Origin of the sequence: Streptomyces yunnanensis (genome assembly GCF_029011865.1) — a bacterium.
In the GTDB taxonomy this organism is placed as follows: domain Bacteria; phylum Actinomycetota; class Actinomycetes; order Streptomycetales; family Streptomycetaceae; genus Streptomyces; species Streptomyces yunnanensis.
Window position 1 is genome coordinate 6,386,984 of sequence record NZ_CP095749.1, and the last position, 17,656, is coordinate 6,404,639.

Annotated in this window: 13 protein-coding genes and 1 pseudogene; 8 read left to right on the forward strand and 6 right to left on the reverse strand. The window is 70.8% G+C overall.

Annotated elements, in window-relative coordinates; translation table 11 throughout:
- Positions 1–61 precede the first annotated feature (61 nt).
- Complete coding sequence (locus MOV08_RS27850) at positions 62–232, forward strand: hypothetical protein (RefSeq protein WP_275309310.1); 171 nt, start codon at positions 62–64, stop codon at positions 230–232.
- Between the two features lie 774 nt (positions 233–1,006).
- Positions 1,007–3,742 (forward strand): pyruvate, phosphate dikinase, encoded by a 2,736-nt coding sequence (gene ppdK, locus MOV08_RS27855; RefSeq protein ID WP_275309312.1) that lies wholly within the window; start codon positions 1,007–1,009, stop codon positions 3,740–3,742.
- A 231-nt stretch (positions 3,743–3,973) separates the two neighbouring features.
- On the opposite strand, the gene MOV08_RS27860 is transcribed toward ppdK, so the two are convergent.
- Both MOV08_RS27860 and MOV08_RS27865 read right to left on the reverse strand, forming a co-directional pair.
- Positions 3,974–4,552 carry a GNAT family N-acetyltransferase gene (locus MOV08_RS27860; RefSeq protein ID WP_205364856.1) on the reverse strand — a complete coding sequence of 193 codons (579 nt, stop codon included), beginning with the start codon at positions 4,550–4,552 and terminating at the stop codon, positions 3,974–3,976.
- Positions 4,553–4,562: 10 nt separating this feature from the next.
- Positions 4,563–5,825: an NsdA family TPR-like regulatory protein gene (locus tag MOV08_RS27865; RefSeq protein WP_275309313.1), complete on the reverse strand. Its 1,263-nt coding sequence runs from the start codon at positions 5,823–5,825 to the stop codon at positions 4,563–4,565.
- 621 nt (positions 5,826–6,446) lie between these two features.
- Here MOV08_RS27865 and MOV08_RS27870 point away from each other — a divergent pair.
- The 6 genes and pseudogenes from MOV08_RS27870 (at position 6,447) to MOV08_RS27895 (ending at position 13,064) form a co-directional block, all read left to right on the forward strand.
- A complete protein-coding gene (locus tag MOV08_RS27870; protein WP_275309314.1) occupies positions 6,447–6,983 on the forward strand; it encodes a class IV adenylate cyclase in 537 nt (178 codons plus the stop codon).
- Positions 6,984–7,038: 55 nt separating this feature from the next.
- Positions 7,039–8,147 (forward strand): annotated as a pseudogene (locus MOV08_RS27875) (radical SAM protein).
- A gap of 183 nt (positions 8,148–8,330) precedes the next feature.
- Complete coding sequence (locus MOV08_RS27880; RefSeq protein ID WP_275309315.1) at positions 8,331–9,218, forward strand: helix-turn-helix transcriptional regulator; 888 nt, start codon at positions 8,331–8,333, stop codon at positions 9,216–9,218.
- A gap of 111 nt (positions 9,219–9,329) precedes the next feature.
- Positions 9,330–10,097, forward strand: a complete 768-nt coding sequence (locus MOV08_RS27885; RefSeq protein WP_275309317.1) for an SDR family NAD(P)-dependent oxidoreductase — start codon at positions 9,330–9,332, stop codon at positions 10,095–10,097.
- A gap of 71 nt (positions 10,098–10,168) precedes the next feature.
- The gene (locus tag MOV08_RS27890; protein ID WP_275309319.1) at positions 10,169–11,734 is read left to right on the forward strand and encodes an MFS transporter; all 1,566 of its coding nucleotides are present in this window, start codon (positions 10,169–10,171) and stop codon (positions 11,732–11,734) included.
- Between the two features lie 493 nt (positions 11,735–12,227).
- On the forward strand, positions 12,228–13,064 hold the full coding sequence (locus tag MOV08_RS27895) for an ArsR/SmtB family transcription factor (protein ID WP_039636604.1): 837 nt from the start codon (positions 12,228–12,230) through the stop codon (positions 13,062–13,064).
- A 21-nt stretch (positions 13,065–13,085) separates the two neighbouring features.
- On the opposite strand, the gene MOV08_RS27900 is transcribed toward MOV08_RS27895, so the two are convergent.
- From MOV08_RS27900 to MOV08_RS27915, 4 genes are all read right to left on the reverse strand, one after another.
- A complete protein-coding gene (locus MOV08_RS27900; protein ID WP_275309321.1) occupies positions 13,086–14,033 on the reverse strand; it encodes a TauD/TfdA dioxygenase family protein in 948 nt (315 codons plus the stop codon).
- A 305-nt stretch (positions 14,034–14,338) separates the two neighbouring features.
- Positions 14,339–15,175, reverse strand: coding sequence for a carbohydrate ABC transporter permease (locus tag MOV08_RS27905; protein ID WP_275309322.1), 837 nt, complete (start codon positions 15,173–15,175; stop codon positions 14,339–14,341).
- Between the two features lie 6 nt (positions 15,176–15,181).
- The gene (locus MOV08_RS27910; RefSeq protein ID WP_275309324.1) at positions 15,182–16,105 is read right to left on the reverse strand and encodes a carbohydrate ABC transporter permease; all 924 of its coding nucleotides are present in this window, start codon (positions 16,103–16,105) and stop codon (positions 15,182–15,184) included.
- Positions 16,102–17,358, reverse strand: coding sequence for an ABC transporter substrate-binding protein (locus tag MOV08_RS27915; protein WP_275309326.1), 1,257 nt, complete (start codon positions 17,356–17,358; stop codon positions 16,102–16,104). The genes MOV08_RS27910 and MOV08_RS27915 overlap by 4 nt, the downstream gene beginning before the upstream one ends.
- Between the last annotated feature and the right edge of the window lie 298 nt (positions 17,359–17,656).

The following is a 17,656-nucleotide window of genomic DNA, read 5'->3' on the forward strand; positions in this document are numbered from 1 at the left end:
GCCCGCTTCGCCCACGACGGGCCGTCAGTCCCGCGCCACCGACGGAAAGTGACGGCCGTGCGTGCCCCCGGTCGTCGCGCACGACCACATGCCCGGCGTCGGCCACGTCGGCGAGCGGCCGGCCGAGCGGGGCTGTCGGCTCGACGAGCTGCTGGTCGTGCCGGCCGCGCGGTATACGACTCCGGACGCCGAGGTGGCGTTCCCGCCGGCGGCGAACTATGGCCTGAACTGACGCTGGGTGCGCCGGGGTCGGTGGCCCGCCGCAACGCCCGGATCGTGGCGGAACCGAGGCGGAACCGAGCCGGAACCGAGGCGGAACCGGCGCTGCCGCGCACCGCCCACGCCGCCGGTGCCCGGGAGCCGGCCCGCGGCGAGGTCGGCTCCCGGGTTCCCCCGCTCTCGACTCCGCTCCAGCGGGAGGTACCCCCCCCCGTCCGTGGCCGGTCGCCGGGCGTGCGGTGCCACCCGGAACCGACGTCGGAGGTGCTGCGGGCCTGGTTCGAGGGGGTCGGTCCCGTGCTCCCGGTCCGCGCCGCCGCCGACCCGGAGCGGGGGGTGGCCGAATCGCGCGCCGCGCTGCCCGCCGCGCGGGAACGGGCCCGCGTTCCGGTCGACGCGTTCCTTGATCACATCGCCGCGGCGGGTCCAAATGATGGGACCACCTCACACATGAGCGCGTGATTCTCGCCACCCCTGATAGGGGTTGCGCTCAGATGAGCACCAACGGGTGGGCTCCACCTCTCGCAAAGGTGGCACCGGGTGCCACCCTCCATCCGTTCAATCCATCAAGTGAAACGTAGCGGTCCGTAGCAATCATTGCCCGTTCGACTGCGGTGCGCAGTGATGCGTTCAGGTAGTAAACGATGGTCGAAATGCTTGATCACTTTCGATCTGCTGGCTGACGCCCGGTTACGCACACATGTCGACCAAGTGGACGTACCCATACGCCTTCGATCTGGGTATGTTCCTCGCCGTCAGGGCAGCCCGTCGGCGAGGAGTCAGACCCGTGCCGGAAACACAAGATCCCCACGTAAGCCAGTCTTCTTCCGTGAAGTTCGTCTACGACTTCACCGAGGGCAACAAGGACCTCAAAGACCTCCTCGGTGGCAAGGGCGCCAACCTTGCGGAGATGACCAACCTGGGGCTTCCCGTCCCGCCCGGCTTCACCATCACCACCGAAGCCTGCAAGGTCTACCTGGAGAGCGGCAGCGAGCCCGCGGCACTGCGTGCCGAGGTCTCCGAGCACCTCGACGCCCTTGAGCAGAGGATGGGGAAGAAGCTCGGCCAGGCCGACGACCCCCTGCTGGTATCGGTGCGTTCCGGTGCGAAGTTCTCCATGCCCGGCATGATGGACACCGTCCTCAACATCGGCCTCTCCGATGCGTCGGTTTCCGGCCTCGCCACGCAGGCCGGCGACGAGCGCTTCGCGTGGGACTCCTACCGCCGCCTCATCCAGATGTTCGGCAAGACCGTGCTGGGCGTCGACGGCGAGCTCTTCGAGGAGGCCCTGGAGAACGCCAAGCACACCAAGGGCGTCGCCGTCGACGTGGACCTGGACGCCGCCGACCTGCGCGCGCTGGTCGACAGCTTCAAGCAGATCGTCACCAAGGAGACCGGCCGGGACTTCCCGCAGGACCCCCGCGAGCAGATGGACCTCGCCGTCCGCGCGGTCTTCGACTCCTGGAACACCGACCGCGCCAAGCTCTACCGCCGCCAGGAGCGCATCCCCGGCGACCTCGGCACCGCGGTCAACGTCTGCTCCATGGTCTTCGGCAACCTCGGCCCCGACTCCGGCACCGGCGTCGCCTTCACCCGCGACCCGGCCAGCGGCCACCAGGGCGTCTACGGCGACTACCTGCAGAACGCGCAGGGCGAGGACGTCGTCGCCGGCATCCGCAACACGGTCCCGCTCGCGGACCTGGAGTCGATCGACAAGGCGTCGTACGACGAGCTGATGCAGATCATGGAGACGCTCGAAACGCACTACAAGGACCTGTGCGACATCGAGTTCACCATCGAGCGCGGCAAGCTGTGGATGCTGCAGACCCGGGTCGGCAAGCGCACCGCCGGTGCCGCCTTCCGGATCGCCACCCAGCTCGTCGACCAGGGCCTGATCGACGAGGCCGAGGCCCTCCAGCGGGTCACCGGCGGCCAGCTGGCGCAGCTGATGTTCCCCCGCTTCGACCTGGACGCCAAGTCCGAGCTGATCGGTCGCGGCATCGCCGCCTCCCCGGGCGCGGCGGTCGGCAAGGCCGTCTTCGACTCCTACACGGCCGTCAAGTGGTCCCGCTCCGGCGAGAAGGTCATCCTGATCCGCCGCGAGACCAACCCCGACGACCTCAACGGCATGATCGCCGCCGAGGGCATCCTCACCTCCCGCGGCGGCAAGACCTCGCACGCCGCCGTCGTCGCCCGCGGCATGGGCAAGACCTGTGTCTGCGGCGCCGAGGAGCTGGAGGTCGACACCAAGACCCGCAAGCTGACCACCAAGGACGGCACCGTCATCGAGGAAGGTGACGTCGTCTCCATCGACGGCTCCACCGGCAAGGTCTACGTCGGTGAGGTCCCGGTCGTGCCGTCCCCGGTCGTCGAGTACTTCGAGGGCCGGATGCACGCCGGCGCCGAGGACGCCGACGAGCTGGTCAAGGCCGTCCACCGGATCATGGCGTACGCGGACCGGGTCCGCCGCCTGCGCGTCCGGGCCAACGCCGACAACGCCGAGGACGCCGCCCGCGCCCGCCGGTTCGGCGCCCAGGGCATCGGCCTGTGCCGCACCGAGCACATGTTCCTCGGTGAGCGCCGGGAGATGGTCGAGCGGCTGATCCTGGCCGACACCGACGCCGACAAGGAAGCCGCCCTCGCCGAGCTGCTGCCGCTCCAGAAGGCCGACTTCACCGAGCTGTTCGAGGCGATGGACGGCCTGCCGGTGACGGTCCGCCTGCTCGACCCGCCGCTGCACGAGTTCCTGCCCGACATCACCGACCTCTCGGTCCGGGTCGCGCTCGCCGAGGCCCGCCAGGAGCCGCACGAGAACGACCTCCGGCTCCTCCAGGCCGTGCACAAGCTGCACGAGCAGAACCCGATGCTGGGTCTGCGCGGCGTCCGCCTCGGCCTGGTCATCCCCGGCCTGTTCGCCATGCAGGTACGGGCCATCGCCGAGGCCGCCGCCGAGCGCAAGAACGCCAAGGGCGACCCGCGGGCCGAGATCATGATCCCGCTGGTCGGCACCGTCCAGGAGCTGGAGATCGTCCGCGAGGAGGCCGAGCGGGTCATCGCCGAGGTCGAGCAGGCCCGCGGGGTCGACCTCAAGCTCACCCTCGGCACCATGATCGAGCTGCCCCGCGCCGCCCTCACGGCCGGTCAGATCGCCGAGTCCGCGGACTTCTTCTCCTTCGGCACCAACGACCTGACCCAGACCGTCTGGGGCTTCTCCCGGGACGACGTGGAGGCCAGCTTCTTCACCGCCTACCTGGAGAAGGGCATCTTCGGCGTCAGCCCCTTCGAGACCATCGACAAGGACGGCGTCGGCTCCCTGGTCCGCAGCGCAGCGGCGGCCGGTCGGGCCACCCGCCCCGACCTCAAGCTCGGCGTCTGCGGCGAGCACGGCGGCGACCCGGACTCGGTCCACTTCTTCCACGAGGTCGGCCTGGACTACGTCTCCTGCTCCCCGTTCCGCATCCCGGTCGCCCGCCTGGAAGCGGGCCGGGCGGCGGCCGAATCCCAGGGCAGCGACAGCCGCTGACCCCCCGGGGCCCACGCCCCACAACCTCCCGGAACCGGCGGCGGGCGCCCTTCGACCCTCAAAGCCCGCCACCACTCCGGCACCCCAACGAGGGCGGCACCTGTGCGGAGGTGCCGCCCTCGGTTTTGTGGGCTGCGGGTACCGAGAGCGGGCAAACGAAGCCCCGGCCCGTCGCGAGGAGCGGCGGGCCGGGGCGTATCTGTTGCGGGTGCGGTGAGGTGCGGTGCCGACCTACGCCGGCGGGTGGGGCAAGTCGAGAACCATGACGTCGTGGAGATCGGCACCGGCCCAGGGGCGAGCATCACCGACCTTGCGGTAGCCCCACGACCGGTAGGCCGCCCCCGCTGCCTCACTCGCCGGATGGACGTTGAGCACCACTCGCTCGGCCTCGATGCCGTGGAGGAGAGTCTCGTGCAGGCGGCGGGCGATGCCGTGTCCGCGCCATGGCAGGCGCACGGCCAACTCCATCAGGCCGAAGGTGCGGTGGCCGTCCTCGCGGCGCATCTCGTCGGACACGGGCTCGGTGAGCGAGTCCCACCAGCCCGTCTTCGGCCCGAGGGGGCAGCCGTAGGCCATGCCGACGGGCGTGCCGTCGGGTGTGCCGTCGGGTGTGCGGGCCAGGGCAGCCCGGAAGGCGCGTTTCCGTGTCTGGGAGCGGAAACGCCGGAAGGTGGCCACGACGTCGTCCTCGGTCTCGCGGTAGGGCGGCTCGGCGAATACCTCGGCGTAGACGAGCGTGAAGTCACCTTCGGCCTCCTCCGCGGCCGGGCCGTCCAGGCGTGCGACGGTGATGCCTTCGGGTTGGGTCATGTGGTGCCCCTCAGACGGTCTCGCGGATGCGGTCGCCGCACTCGCGGGCGACCGCCGTGTCGATTACGGCGACGGCGCGCTGGAACTTCCGAATCTTGTCCAGCAACCGCGGCGACGAGATCCCTCCGCACACTTGAAGTGCGGTGGCCATCTCGGCGCATGCCTCCTCGGCTTCCCCCGCCTCAAGGGGTACACCCGCGAGTTTTACGCGGTACGAGGCGCTGTTGCGGAGCAGGTCACCACCGATACAGGTCACCGCAGCACGCAGAAAGGGAACGGCGCGCTTGGGCTGCTCCGCCCGTACGTACATGTCTGCCGTGGCGTAGTCCACCTCGAACGGTCCGACGAACTGGGCCCAGTTGGGTACCTTGGTGTCCGCATCGACTCGGCCTTGGTGGCTGACGGCACGGCTCAAGGCACGGCGCGCTCCGGACAGGTCTCCCACATGGGTAGCCACGTTGGCGGCACGCAGCGCGATCACGAGGTGCACGGTGTGCCCGGCGCCGGCGCGTTGGGCGAGCCGGTAGGCGTTCTCGACGGCGCTCGCGGCTTCCCATGCCCGTTCGGCCCTGATGGCGAGCAGCACGAGCGTTTCCAGGACGGAGACTTGAAGGAGGGGGCTGTCGACGAGCTGGGCCGCGGCCAGCGCTTCCATGCATGCCGCTCGCCCCTCGGCGATCCGCCCACCGTCGTAGCCGTACCAAGCTCGGTGCCCGTGCAGCTCGGCCAGCATCGTCTGAAGCTCGCGCCCGACGCGGCTGGTGTACGAAGCCGCGCTGAGCGCTCCCGTGATCTCGTTCTCGATCCGGCGCGCTTTGGTCATGGCCGGCACGCTGCCCTCGCTGTGGTCTGTCTGGTACAGACCGTCGAGTCGCTCGCGCAGCAGGCCGAGGTCACCGACACCGATCCGAGGTCCTGGCCGAGAAGACACCAGAGCCGTTGCGGCAAGCACACCGGCGTCGGCGACGAATGTCCTCCGATTCACCCCTTCAGGATCGCCGATCGGCGCGGACACCGACAGGCGATGGTCTGGAACATCGAACCCCATCTCGTAGAGAGGGACCCCGAACATTGCTTCCAGGACGGTCTGTTGACTCGGGTGGGGCAGAGGCGGAGGGGTCTCGCATTCCCAGCGGCGCAGCTGCCGAACGCTCAACGATGCATCAGTGCCGAGACGTAGGGCTTCGTGCCTGAACGCTTTGACGAACGCCTGCTGCGTGTACCCCGCGGACTGCCGTAACTGCGCCAGTCTGTTGCCACCGATGCCCACCATGCGCTTCCCCTTGCGGCTGCGGTTGGTCCTCCCACCGTAACGAGCGGGCCGTGGCGGCGGATGAAAACGTCCGCCTGAACGTCCGCCTCCGCGACGCCGGGAACGCCCCGACTCGCAGTGGACTGGAGGCTCACCGCTTCATCGGCCAGGCATCGAGGAGGCAAGGCGTGAGCAGATGCACCCCCACGTACGTCGAGCAGAAGAACCTGCAACAGCCGTCCTGTGTGTGGCTGCGCCCGCCGGGCGGCGGGTTGGAGTGGTGCGTGGAGGTCAGCGCCATGAGACCGCTTGAGGAGGAGCCGTGCCCCGCCGGGACCGCTCCGCAGCCGCGGTCGCCCGAGGGCCCGGCGTCCCGCCGATGCCGCGCTGACGACACATCACATCAGAACGCCCTCGCCCCTCCGTCGTCAAGGCGGTCAAAGCTGACGCTCGCCGGATCGGGTTCAGTGGCCAGGAAGCCGCTCTGCGCAAGGCGCTCATGCATGAGGTTGGAGGCGACGAGCGCAGGCAGATCCGCCGGGACGCAACTCAGGGAGACACGGGCGCGACCGCAACACGTAAGCGCCCTACCGGCAGGCTCATGCTCTGACGCACAACACGCGGCATACGAAAAGGAGATACATGCACACCATCGAGTACGAAGCGAAGGCGCTGGGGATCGATCCGGATGCCATGGCCGAGCGCATCAAGGTGGCTGGCGGAAGCTTCCAGGGCGAGCGACTTATGCGCCGCTACGTGTACGACACGGTCCCCGCTGTGAGCGGGCGCTGGGTGCGCCTGCGGGACTCCGGCGGCGCAGTGACCCTGTGCGTGAAGACGATCAGCTCGGACGCGATCGATGGCACCCGGGAGACCGAGACAACGGTCGGCTCGTTCGAGGACACGCACGCGCTGCTCGGGCTCATGGGGCTCACGCACCGCAGCTACCAGGAGAACCGGCGCTCGTCCTGGCTGTTGGACGGTGTGCGGCTGGAGATCGACGAATGGCCGCGTATCCCGCCCTATCTGGAGATCGAGGGCGACACCGAGGAACAGGTGTGGGCGACCGCCGAATGCCTCTCCATCCCCCGATCCGACCTGACCGGCGAGAACACGACGAAGGTGTTCGCACGGTACGGAATCGACCTCGACTCGATCAGCGAACTCCGATTCGCCTAGACCTCTCTACTACGCGTCGGCGGGGTCACCAGGCCCCGCCGGCTAGGAGGCGACTATGACCGACACTGACACGAACGCCTTACCGGTCACGGTAGTGCCGGACCGGACCCTGCGCGTCAAGATCATTGATGCCTGCGGACTTGCCTGTACCTTCTGTCACAACGAAGGCACCCCGGTCACGACGGATAACCTCGGCCGCGAGGCCGGCCAGTTCACCGGGACGGCCGGCCGATCCGGTCGGGTCTCGATCTACCTCGCAACGAACAGTGCAAGCTTCCTGCCGGAGCGGATCAAGGCCGATTCCGACTTTGCCCTGGCCCTGGCGGCAGTGCGCGGCAGCCTCCCGACTACCGAGGTTCATTTCACGGGCGGGAGCCAACTCTGCACCCGGAGTTGCCGGCGCTCGTCCGCATCGCGCGACGCCTCGGCCTGACGGTGGGACTCACCAGCAACGGCGAGAACGGAGCGGCCGTTCTGCCCGAGTGTGCGGCGGCCGGGCTTGACCGGATCAACCTGTCCGTATTCGGAACAACGCCCGAGGAACTTGCCGCCGTCCAGGCGCCGCGCCTCGCTTCACCGAAGCTGGCGGCACGGAAGCTGGACGCTCTCGCCGCCACGATCGACACCGCCTCCCGGCACGGGGTGAAGGTGTCGGCGAACATCGTGATCCCGGACCATGACCACGTGGCACGGGTGCTCCGCATTATCGAGGAGCACGGGCGGGTCGTCACCGTACGGATGCTTGTGAACCTTGAGGACGACGGGGCGTCACTCGCTGCCATGCAAGAGGTTGTGGATCATCTCGGGGCGGTTCCGGTCCGCCGCATCGTCACCGCCGGCGCCTCCGATCAGCGCACCCGCTACCGACTCCCCGACGGCCGGACGCTGTATGCCAAGAGCATCCGGTCCGTCCGGCTGCCGGACACCTGCGCTGGGTGCCGGTTCAACAACGACCGGGACTGTCAGGAGGGGTACTACGGCGTGCGCATGTACCGGGCGCAGAACGGCCCGTTCATGGTCGGCGTGTGCATTCAGCGCATGGACCTGTGCCTGACGTTGGGCGAGTTCGTGATGAGCCAGCGGTGCGCCGAAGTCCGGGACTTCCGCGAGGAGGAAACGGCCCGGCTCATGGCTCTCCATAAGACGGCCGCAGTGTCCTGCTGACAGTGAGGACGACACCGCGGACATCATCGACGCGGTTCTGGCCTGATGTGCCCCCAGAGTGCCCTGCTAGCCGATCAGTTCGACATCTGTGCAGGTCAACCCGCGAGGGCGGCACCTGTGCGGAGGTGCCGCCCTCGGTTTTGTGGTGGGCGTGGGGGTGCGGGGGCTGCCTAGCATGGGCGGATGGACATCTCGCGACTTCCCACCGAGGCACGGCAGCGGCGGCGTGCCGAGATCAGGGCGTTCCTGCGGTCGCGGCGGGCGCGGGTGACGCCCGCCGAGGTGGGGATGCCGGCCGGCGGCGGGCGGCGTACCAGCGGGCTGCGGCGGGAGGAGGTCGCGGTGCTCGCCGGGGTCGGGGTCTCCTGGTACACGTGGCTGGAGCAGGGGCGCGAGATCAACGTCTCGGGCGAGGTGTTGGACGCCATCGCGCGGGTGCTGCGGTTGGACCCGTCCGAGCGCGCGCATCTGTACCTGCTGGCCGGGCTCAACCCGCCGCCGGTGGAGGCCGGGGCGGCTGCCGGGCCGGCGGTGGTGCCGGACGCGCTGCGGCGGGTGGTGGACGGGTGGCTGCCGCGGCCGGCGTATCTGATCGACCGCCACTGGAACTTCGTGGCGGTCAACGACGCCGCGCGTGCCGTGTTCGGGTACGGCGTGGGGGACCACAACTGCCTGGTCAGTTTCTTCACGAGTGCGGCGACGCGGTCGTCGTTGTGCCATTGGCAGGACGGGGCGCGCGCCATCGTCGGGCAGTTCCGGGCGGATGCCGCGCGGTACCCCGACGACCCGTGGTTCGGTCGGCTCGCCGCCGACATGTGCGCCGCCAGCCCGGCCTTCGCCGAGCTGTGGGCGGAGCACCAAGTGGGCAGCGCCGCCCAGGGGTTGAAGGCGCTGCGGCACGACGCGGTGGGGGAGTTGGTGTTCGAGTACACGACGTTGCCGCTGCCGGATCTGCCGGGGCACCGGCTGATGCTCTACACGCCCGCGCCGGGCGGGGACACGGGCGCGCGGCTGGCCCGGCTGTTGGAGACGGGCGGGGCGGTCGGCGCGGAGGCCGGGGCGCGGTCGTAGCGGGCCGCGGCGGGGAGCCGGCGTGCCGGCCGGTCCCGCGAAGGTGGTGGTGGCAGACCCAGGTGTGACCGGCACTGCGCGCGGGGCGCGTACCGGCCGACGATCGTCGGTATGGAGCGATTCACCAACAAGACCGTCCTGATCACGGGCGGTGCCACCGGCATCGGCCTGGCCACCGCCCGCCGCCTGCTGGAGGAGGGCGCGTACGTCGTCCTGGCCGGCCGCCGGCCGGAGCGGCTGGACGCGGCGGCCCGCGCGCTCGACGCCGACGGCGGCCGGGTGGCGACGGTCCCCGCCGACGTCGCCGAACCCGCCGACCTGGACCGGCTGATGCGGCGCATCGAGACCTGGCGCGGCGGGCTGAACGCGGTCTTCGCCAATGCCGGCGTCGGCGTCTTCGGGCCGAGCGGGCAGCTGAGCGCGGACGACCTCGATCGGATTCTCGACGTCAACGTGAAGGGGGCCTTCCGCACCGTCCGGAAGGCGCTGCCGCTGATGGGCGACGGCGGCGCGTTCGTGCTCAACGCCTCCTGGACCCTGCACCGCGGGCTGCCGGTCGCCGCGGCCTACGCCGCGAGCAAGGCGGCGGTGCACAACCTGGCCCGCACCTTCGCCGCGGAACTCGCCCCGGCCGGCATCCGCGTCAACTCCGTCAGCCCCGGCTACATCGACACCGAGATGTACCGCGCCGCCAACCCCGAGCCGGACGCCGAGGCCCGGGACGCCGCGCAGGTGCCGCTGGGCGCTCTGGGCCACCCCGACGAGGTCGCCGCGGCGGTGGCCTTCCTGGCGTCCGACGACGCCGCGTACATCACCGGGCAGGACCTGATCGTCGACGGTGGGCTGGTGGCGGCGGTGCCGACGGGGGCGGAGAAGTGACGGGGCGCGGGACACGGCGGACGAGCGGACGGGGCGGACGGGGGCCGCGTCCGGCGGTCACCGTGGTGGCGGTGCTGCTGACGCTGGTGATCCTGCCGACCTCGGTCACCGGCTCCGGGGTGGCGCTGCCGCACATCGGCCGGGACACCGGAGCGCCGCTGGACACCCTCCAGTGGGTGGTGCACGGCTACAACCTCGCCTTCGCCTGCGCCATGCTCGCCTGCGGCTCGCTGGCCGATCTCCTGGGCCGGCGCCGGCTGTTCGCGGCCGGGGCGGCGCTGTTCGCGGGCGCCTCGCTGGCGAGCGCCGCCGGGGTGGGTGTGCTGCTGCTCGACGTACTGCGGGCGCTGGCCGGCGTCGGCGCCGCGGCCCTGCTGACCAGTGGCAGCTCGATCCTGGCCACCGCCTTCGAGGGCGCCGCCCGCACCCGGGTGTTCGCCGCGGTCGGCATCGCCACCGGCGGTGGCCTCGCGCTGGGCGCCACGGTCGCCGGCACCCTCGCCGACACGGTGGGCTGGCGCTGGTTCTTCGCCGCCCACGGCGTGTTGATGGTGGTCGTGCTGTGCGCGGTGCCCGGCATGCCGGAGTCGCGCCGGGCGGACGCGAGCGGTCTCGACGTGCCGGGCACCGCGGCCTTCGTCGGTGGCCTGTTCCTGTTGATGCTGGGCATGGTGGAGGGGCCGCAGTGGGGGTGGGGCAGCCCGCGGGTGCTGGGCATGCTGGCCGGAGCGGTGTTGCTGGCGGTGGTGTTCGTCCGGGTGGAACGGCGCAGCCGGCACCCGATGCTCGACCTGGGGCTGCTGCGCAACCGCCGCTTCCTGGCGCTGTGCCTGATCCCGGTGGCGGTCTCCTGCTCTTTCGTGATCCTGCTGCCGCTGCTGCCCAACTACCTGACGGTCGTGGACGGGATGACCAGCCGGGCCGCGGGCGGGGTGCTGCTGTTGATGACCGCGCCCGTGCTGCTGGCCCCGCCGCTGGCCGGCCGGCTGATCGCCCGGGGGCTCTCGCAGCGCGCCGTGTTCACGCTCAGCCTGGCCTGTCTGACGCTGGGCGTCGCCGGGCTCGCCGTCGTCCTGCGCCCCGGGGCCGGGGTGGGCGCGCTGGCCGCGCCGCTGCTCGTCCTCGGGGTGGGCCTGGGGCTCAACTTCGGCCTGGTCGACGGGGCGGTGCTGACGGTGGTCGCACCGGACGCCACCGGCACCGCCGCCGGCCTGCTCAACACCCTCCGGCTGGGCAGCGAGGCGGTCGCCATCGCCGCCGCCGGCGCCGCGCTGACCGGCCTGACCCGGCTGCGACTGCACGACGGGCTGCCGCGCTTCCCCGCCTACCGGGAGGGTGCCGCGGCCCTCGCCAACAGCGTCAACGCCGGTGATCTGAGCGGCCCGGCCGCGGCGGTGCCGGCGGCCGTCCGGCCCGGCTTCACGGCGTTCGCCGCCCAGGGGTTCACCACCGCCTGGCAGTTCGTGCTCGGCGTCGCCGCGGTGCTGTGTGCGGTGTTGTGGCTGGTGATCCATCGGATGTTGGCACCGGTCGCGGAGGTGCCGTCCGGACCGGTTCCGGCCGATCCCGGGACCGATGCCCGGACCGAGCGCGGGGCTGCCACCGCGGGCGGTCGTCCGGCGGGGAGGGCGGGGTAGCGTCCGGCCCGTACGGCGGCGAGGGCGGCACCCGTGCACGGGTGCCGCCCTCGCTTTTCTCCGGACTCCCCCCTCGGGAGCTGCCGCCCTCCCAGTCGGCGTGGGAGGCGGCCTCCAACGGGGCTTCGCGCGGCCGGTTGTTTGCCCATCACCCCCCACGGGATCGAGCAATCCGTGCCGTGCACACCGTCGTTGAATTGCCTCCAGCATTCCGTCCCGGCGGTGCCCCGCGCGACCCTTTTCAACTCTGGCCAAAAGGGCATGGTGACCGCGCGTGAGGGCGTGCATACTCAGGCGTGCCGGGGGCCGACGGAGATAACCAAAGAGTGGGGGTTCGGTGTTACGCGTCCATTTCAGTGGACTCGATCTGGCCCGCGTGCGGATTGCCGCACGCCCCGATGCCTTGTGGGAGACGGTCTTAAGCTTTCACCGGCTTCGCGACAGGCGTGACGATTCCACGTTCGGCGGTTGGCGATCGGAAACCCGCGGAAGGTTGAATGGCGAAGCGCGTCTGCTGGCGCCGCTGGTGCCCAGTCGGGGCTATTTCCCTGATTTCCTGACGCCCGCCGAGGGCCTGCTCGGCATGGACGAGGCGCTCGCCGCGCTGCGCGAGACGCCGGCCGCCCGGCTGCACGCCGAACTCGCCCGGCTGGCGCCCGTGGGCCGTCCGCTACCCGCGTGGATACGGGCCATGGCCGACGGCGAGACCCGCTCGCTGGGCCGGCTCGCCGGGATACTCCAGCGGTACCACGACGCGGCCGTCGCCCCGTACTGGCACCGCGTGCAGAGCCGCATAGAGGCCGACCGGGCGGCCCGCGGCCGGGCCCTGCTGGACGGTGGCGCGGACCGGCTGCTGGCCTCGCTGCCGCCGATGATGCGCTGGCGCGCGCCGGTGCTGGAGGCCGAGTACCCGGTCGACCGGGACCTGTACCTCGGCGGTCGGGGGCTGCTCCTGCTGCCCTCGTACTTCTGCCGCCGCACCCCGGTCACGTTCTACAACCCGGACCTGACGCCCGTCCTGGTGTACCCGGTCGAGCATCCGGCCCCGCGCCTGACCCCGCCGGTCCCGGCCGCCCGTTCGCTGGGGCGCCTCGTGGGCCAGACCCGCTCGGCGATACTGCAGGGCATCGGCGTCGGCTGCACCACCAGCGAACTCGCCCGCCGGGTCGACGTCTCGCTGGCCTCCGCCAGCCAGCACGCCACCGTCCTGCGGGACGCCGGCCTGCTGTCCACCCTGCGCCAGGGCAACGCGGTGCTGCACACCCTGACGCCGTTGGGCGCCGCCCTGCTGCGCGGCGGCGCCCAACGGGACGGGACGGCGGCGTCCTAGGGAGCCGCCGGCGCGCGCCCGCTAGTACGGCCGGTCCCCGGCGATCGCCACCCGCTCCGCGACCCGTCGCCGCGCGCCGTAGTCGAACACCGCGTAGTGCTGGGTGGCGCGGTTGTCCCAGAACGCGACGTCCCCGGCCTGCCAGCGGAACCGCACCTGGAACTCCGGTACGTGCGCCTGCTGGAACAACAGCCGCAGCAGCCGGTCGCTCTCCGCCTCCGGCAGCCCCACGATCCGGGTGGTGAAGGATGCGTTGACAAACAGCATCCGCCGCCCGGTCTCCGGGTGCCGGCGCACCACCGGATGCCCCACCGGCGGGAACTCCACCTGGAATCGCGCGAGTTGAGCCGGCGAGGAGAAGCGGGAGAACCCCGGGAGATAGTCGTGGATCGCTCGCGCGTAATTCATCCGTGCCCGGATTTTCGGCGGCAAATTGTCATAGGCCGCTGCCATGTCGGCCCACAGGGTGTCCCCGCCCGACGGCGGGACCTCGCGGAGCTGCAACACCGCGCCCATCGCCGGCCGCGTGCGGAAGGTTACGTCCGTGTGCCATACGTTCTCGAACGTCGGCACGCCTCCGGCCGCCTTGTCAAACCTCACCACCTCCTTCGAGTCGCCCGGGGCGAGCAGCGGGTTGGTCTCCAACTCCCCCCAATTGGCGGCGAATTGACGTTGTGAGGCGGAGGTCAGATGCTGCCCGCGGAAGAACAGCACCTTCCACTCCAGCAGCGCCCGGTTCAGCTCCGCGCGCAGCGCCGTGGACAGTGGACGCGACAGATCCAGCCCCCGGATCTCCGCCCCGATGGTGGCGGCCTGCGGGACGACCTCGAACAGCTCGTAGGGCCGGTCCCGCCAGCCGTCCGGGGTGCGGCGCAGGATCCGCCGGCCCTCGTGGAGCCCGTCGGCGGGGATGCGGTGGGGGCGCAGTGCGGGCGTGCGGGCGGAAGGGTCGTCGGCACGGGTGGTCAACGTGGCCTCCTTCGAAGAGCGTCGGGGAGGGGCGCGCGGTTGCGCGCCGGCCGTGGACGGGAGGGGCGCGGCGGTACCCGGGACGGCGCCGGGGCGCGGGTCCTTCAGGACACGCCGGGACAGTCGGCCGGGGGCGAACCCACCCGGCCGCGGCGGCGCAGGAAGCTCAGGCCGCGGGGTGCGCACGCGCCGTGAGGGCCGCGATCGCGCGGCGCCGCCTCACGGAAGACCAGGTACGTGCACATGGCACGCACCGTAGCGCATACCCGGCCCGCTGCCCATGGTGCGCGGACCGGCGGACGCGCTCAGTCGTCGATGCCGCTGCGCTCCACGCCGGCCACGATGTACCGCTGGAGCAGCAGGAAGACCACCACCAGCGGGACGATCGAGACGCCCGCGGCGACGAACAGCTCATGCAGGTTGAGGTTCTGTGCGGTGGTGAACGTGGACAGCGCCACCTGCACCGTCCAGGCCGACTGGTCCTGGCCGATCACCAGCGGCCACAGGAAGGAGTTCCACGCGCCGATGAAGACGATGGTGCCGACCGCCGCGAACACCGGCCGCGCGTTGGGCACCACGATCCGCCAGTACGTCCGCCAGTACCCCAGCCCGTCCACCCGCGCCGCGTCCTCCAACTCCTTGGGGAAGCCGAGGAAGTACTGCCGGAAGACAAAACAGGCGAAGGCGCTGAAGAGCGTCGGGATCACCAGGCCGCGGAGGGTCGAGATCCAGCCGAGTGTGGACACCAGGACGAAGCTGGGGACGAAGGTCACGGCCGCCGGGACCATCAGCGTGCCCAGGATCGCGTAGAAGACCACCGAGGCGTGACGGTAGGGGATGCGCGCCAGGCCGTAGCCGGCCATGGAGGCCAGCACCACCGTGCCCACGGTCGTCGAGACGGCGATCAGCGTCGAGTTGAGCAGCGCCCGGGCCAGCGGCAGGTCCAGGTCGGAGAACACCTCGGTCAGGTTCGACCAGTGCAGTTCGCGCGGGAAGAACGCCCAGGTGGGCGCCGTGATGTCGGCCTCGCTCGCCAGTCCGTTGCGGACCAGCAGATAGAACGGCACGAGGAACAGCAGCGCCAGCGCGACCAGTAGCACCACCCGCAGCGCCCGGCCGGCCCGGGTCAGGGCATCGTGCATCTCCGCTCAGTCCTCCTTGCGGCCGAGGCCGAACCAGCGGGCCTGGACCACCGTCGCCACCGCGATGATCAGGGCCAGGATCACCGCGCCCGCGCTGCCCAGCCCCAGGTTCTGGTCCCGCCCGAGCGCGGTGTAGTACAGGTACACCAGCGGCGGCCGGGCGTACGGCGGGTAGCCGCGGGCGTCGCTCAGCAGGTTGTAGAACTCGTCGAACGCCTGGAAGGCGTTGATCACCAGGAGCAGCAGCACCGCCACCGACGTGGACCGCAGTTGGGGGAAGGTGATGTGCCGGAAGACCTGCCAGCCCGGCCGGGCCCCGTCCATCGCCGCCGCCTCGTACAACTGCGGGGAGATCCGCTGGAGACCGGCCAGGAAGAGGATCATGTAGAAGCCGGCCTGCAGCCACAGCCGCACGGTCACGATGACCAGCCAGTACCACGGCGGGCTGGTCGTGGACAGCCACGCCGTCTGATCCGTCCCGAACCAGCCGAGCACGGTGTTCGCCAGCCCGAACCGCACCCCGTTGAAAAGCGACAGTTTCCAGATCAACGACGCCACGACATAGGAGCACGCGGTCGGCAGAAAGAAGACCGACCGGAAGAACGCCTGGGCGAAGCGGAGTCGGTTCACCATCAATGCCAGCGACAGTGACAGTGCGAAAGTGGCGGGCACGATGAATGCCGTGAAGAGGAGAAAGGTGCCCAGACTTCCGAGGAATGCGTCGTCGCCCAGCATCGCGGTGTAGTTCCCCAGTCCGACGAATTCCGTCGGATTCACCGTGTTGTGCGCGTTGAAGAAGCTGAGGTACACGCTCCACAGCAGCGGGACGTAGGTGAACAGCCCGAGCCCGACCGCGAACGGCCCGACGAACACCCAGAACCACAGATTCCGCCGCTGCGGGCCCAGCAACCGGGCCGTGCGCGCGCTCACTTCTTCTTGACCCGCTGGAGCTCGGCGTCGACCTTCCGCAGCACCGCCCTCAGCTCGGTCTCCGGATTCGCCCCGTCCTTGATGATCCGGCTCAGCGCGTCCTGATAGGCGTTGCGGTCCGCGCTGGTCCACAACAGCGGTTCGGCATATCCGTGTTCGGTGGCGAACCGCACGGCGTCCGCGGCCGGCCCCTGTTGGAGTCGCTCGGCCTTCTTCGCCAGCGAAATCCGGGCCGGGATGTGGAATCCGTACGACAGTGCGAAGTCCTGCTGGAAATCGGTCCGGTCGATCCACAGCCACTTGGCGAATTCCTTCGCCGCCGCGGTCTGCTTACTGCGCCCGCTCACCGCGCAGGCGTACGCCCCCACCGGCACCGTCGGCTTCCCGCCCGCCCCGTCCTTCGGGAACGGCAGCACCCCGAAGTCGTCCCCCAGCGCCTTCGCGATCTGCGGCAGCGCCCACAGCCCCGACCACTGCATCGCGGTCAGCCCCTGGACGAAGGCCGCCGGGTCGGACCAGTCCGTGGGCGCCCCCAGCAGCAGCGACTCATCGACGTACAGCTGGCGGATCTTCGCCAGCACCCGGGCGGCGGCCGGGTCGTCGAAACCGGCCTTGCCGTCCTCGGTGATCAGGCTCAGCCCGGCGGCGAACAGCGGCGTCCCGCCGAGCACCCCGACCCCGCCGTCGTTGCCGAGGAAGAGCCCCTTGACCTTGCCGGTGGTGAGCTTCTTCGCGGCGTCCACCAACGCGTCGACGCTCTGCGGCGGTTGCACCCCGGCGTCCTTGAGCAGGCTCTTGCGGTAGTAGAGCAGCTGGGTGTCGACGGCCTGCGGGATGCCCCAGATCCTGTCCTGCCAGATCTTCGGCGCCAGCACCGCCTGGTTGAAGTCGTCCTTGACCGGCGCGACGAGGTCGGTCAGATCGACCACCTGACCGCTCTGGATCTGATCCAGCAGCGGCCCGTTGACCTCGAAGACGTCCGGCCCGGAGTCGGTCAGCAGCGCCGCCGCGGTCTGCCGGTCGTAGTCGCCCGGCCGCCACTGGACGGTGACGTGCGCCTTCTTGTACGCGGCGGCGTAGCGTTTCACCGCCTGCTGTGTGCCCGGTTCGCCGTACTGGTGGTACCACTGCGCCAGCGCCGGCCCCGAACCGCTGCCGCCCCGGCCGGTGTTGGAGCCGCACGCCGCCAGCGCGCCCGCGAGTGCGATGCCGCCTCCGGCGGCGAGGAGCCGTCTTCTGCCGATCACCGTCATGGACGGTACTTTGCCGTAACTAGCGGGGTCGCGCACCACGTTGTCGGCATTCCCGCCGTGGTTTCCTCCGCCTTCGGCGGGAGGGGGTTTGTGGGGCGGGGTCGCCGCAGGTGCGTGGTGGGTGCCGGGTGCGGGGCCTCCGGGGTGGGTGGTTCGGACTGCTGCGCTTTACGTCCGAACCACCCACCCCGGAGGCCCCGCACCCTCCCCGCCGTCGTCGTCCGCGGCGGCTCCCGCCCCGGTGGGGAAAGAGGGACGGGCGGTCCGGGCGGGGAAACCGGTCGCCCGTATGCGGCGG

Coding starts and splice junctions, on each gene's coding strand:
- MOV08_RS27860 (WP_205364856.1), bottom strand. CDS start 4,552: ATGACCCAACCCGAAGGCATCACCGTCGCACGCCTGGACGGCCCGGCC.
- MOV08_RS27865 (WP_275309313.1), bottom strand. CDS start 5,825: ATGGTGGGCATCGGTGGCAACAGACTGGCGCAGTTACGGCAGTCCGCG.
- MOV08_RS27870 (WP_275309314.1), top strand. CDS start 6,447: ATGCACACCATCGAGTACGAAGCGAAGGCGCTGGGGATCGATCCGGAT.
- MOV08_RS27880 (WP_275309315.1), top strand. CDS start 8,331: ATGGACATCTCGCGACTTCCCACCGAGGCACGGCAGCGGCGGCGTGCC.
- MOV08_RS27885 (WP_275309317.1), top strand. CDS start 9,330: ATGGAGCGATTCACCAACAAGACCGTCCTGATCACGGGCGGTGCCACC.
- MOV08_RS27905 (WP_275309322.1), bottom strand. CDS start 15,175: ATGCACGATGCCCTGACCCGGGCCGGCCGGGCGCTGCGGGTGGTGCTA.
- MOV08_RS27915 (WP_275309326.1), bottom strand. CDS start 17,358: ATGACGGTGATCGGCAGAAGACGGCTCCTCGCCGCCGGAGGCGGCATC.